The sequence below is a fragment of the Pseudorhodobacter sp. genome (assembly GCF_030452865.1).
In the GTDB taxonomy this organism is placed as follows: domain Bacteria; phylum Pseudomonadota; class Alphaproteobacteria; order Rhodobacterales; family Rhodobacteraceae; genus Pseudorhodobacter.
This window is the reverse complement of sequence record NZ_JAKDLJ010000558.1, coordinates 1-1,795: the sequence shown is the minus strand read 5'-3', so window position 1 is coordinate 1,795 and position 1,795 is coordinate 1. Positions and strand designations below refer to the sequence as shown.

Sequence of the window (1,795 nt, the reverse complement as noted above, 5' to 3'; positions counted from 1 at the left end):
ATTTCAACCCGTAGCTCACATTTTTCCATCACCGTCATATGCGGGAACAGAGCGTATGACTGGAATACCATCGAAACATCGCGGTCCGTCGCGGGCAGGGTGGTCACATCCTTGTCACCAATGAAAATCTGGCCCTTGCTCGGCATCTCCAAGCCCGCAATCATCCGCAGCGTGGTGGTCTTGCCGCACCCCGATGGCCCAAGCAGCGTGACCAGAGACCCCGCTGCCACCTCCAGATTGATATTGTCCACCGCCACAACATCACGGCCGTAAACCTTGGTCACATCGCGGAAACTGACCGAGGCCGCCTTGGCGTTGTTCTTGACCATGTGCTAATGCCCCCCGGAATGTGATGACCGCCGCCCGATTTTCGTCCGCCCGACCGCAAGTTGCAGCATCGCAACTGCCAACAACATCACGAAAATCAGCGCCGTCGAGTAGGCAATCGCCAACCCGTAATCGTTATTTTCCACCCGCCCGATGATATAGCTTGTTGCCATGTCATAACGCGCCGAAACAAGAAAGATCACCGCGGAAATTGCGGTCATCGCCCGCACGAAGCTATAGACCAGCGCTGCCAGGATCGCAGGCCGCAGCAGCGGCAGGATGACCCGCCGGAACGTCTGCCAAGAATTCGCACCCAGTGTCAGCGAAGATTCATCCAGCGATTTGTCCAATTGGCTCATCGACGCAATCCCGGCCCGCACCCCCACCGGCATGTTGCGGAACACGAAGCTGACGATCAGGATGATCCCGGTTCCGGTGATTTCGATCGGTGGCACGTTGAAGGCCAGAATGTAGGCAACCCCGATCACCGTGCCGGGAATGGCGAAAGACAGCATGGTGCCGAACTCAAACGCGCGCTTGCCCGCGAAATTTTGCCGCGTCAGCAGGTAAGCGGTGATCAACCCCATCGCCGCCGTGAACGGGGCTGCGATGGTGGCGATCATGATCGTGGTAAAGAAACTATCCCAGGCGGAACCCGTCCAACGGAAGCCATTATCATCCCAAGCCACAGCAAATGCGGTCCGGTAATGCGTCAGCGTCAGGCTGTCATCAACGCCCCAAAGCTGCACGAAGGAGCCGTAGACGATATAGACGTAGACCAGAACCGTGAACGCGGCCCACAGCGTCGCAATGACATAGACGGGTAGCGCAAGGCCCATTGGCATCTGCGGATGCACCCCGGAATCGCCTTTGCCGGTCACGGTGGTATAGCTTTTCTTGCCCAGCCAGAACCGTTGCAGGTAAAATGCACCAAGCGTGAAGCCGAGCAAGACCATCGCCAGAATTGCCGCGCGGCTTTGGTCATATTGCGCGCCGACGATGGCGAAAAAGATATCCGTGCTCAGCACATCATAATTGCCGCCCAGCACCAGCGGATTGCCGAAATCCGCCATCGACTCGATGAAACCCAGCAGGAACGCATTGGCCAGACCGGGGCGCATCAGCGGCAGGGAGACTGTGCGGAACGTCTGCCAGCGATTGGCGCGCAGGGTTTGCGCCGCCTCCTCCATACTGGGGGAGACGCCTTCGACAACGCCGATCATCACCAGAAACGCAATCGGCGTGAAGGCCAGAACCTGCGCGATCATCAACCCCGGCAAGCCATAAAGCCAGCGTGTCGGCTGCAGTCCGAACACACCGGAAACCCATTGCGTGACCGTCCCCGACAGACCAAATAGCAGGATCAGCGCTAGGCCGATTACGAAGGGTGGCGTGATGATCGGCAGCACCGTCCGCGCCCGCAGGGATTGCTTGTATTTGAAGCCGGAGCGCGTGAGGACAAGCGCGA

1 protein-coding gene and 1 pseudogene are annotated in these 1,795 nt (G+C 58.7%); both read right to left on the bottom strand.

The window, feature by feature from the left end; translation table 11 throughout:
* Positions 1 to 329 (bottom strand): annotated as a pseudogene (locus L0H65_RS19380) (ATP-binding cassette domain-containing protein); the annotation flags it as partial.
* Positions 330 to 332: 3 nt separating this feature from the next.
* Positions 333 to 1,795: iron ABC transporter permease (locus L0H65_RS19375; protein WP_301460822.1), on the bottom strand; the 1,463-nt coding region annotated here is incomplete at its 5' end.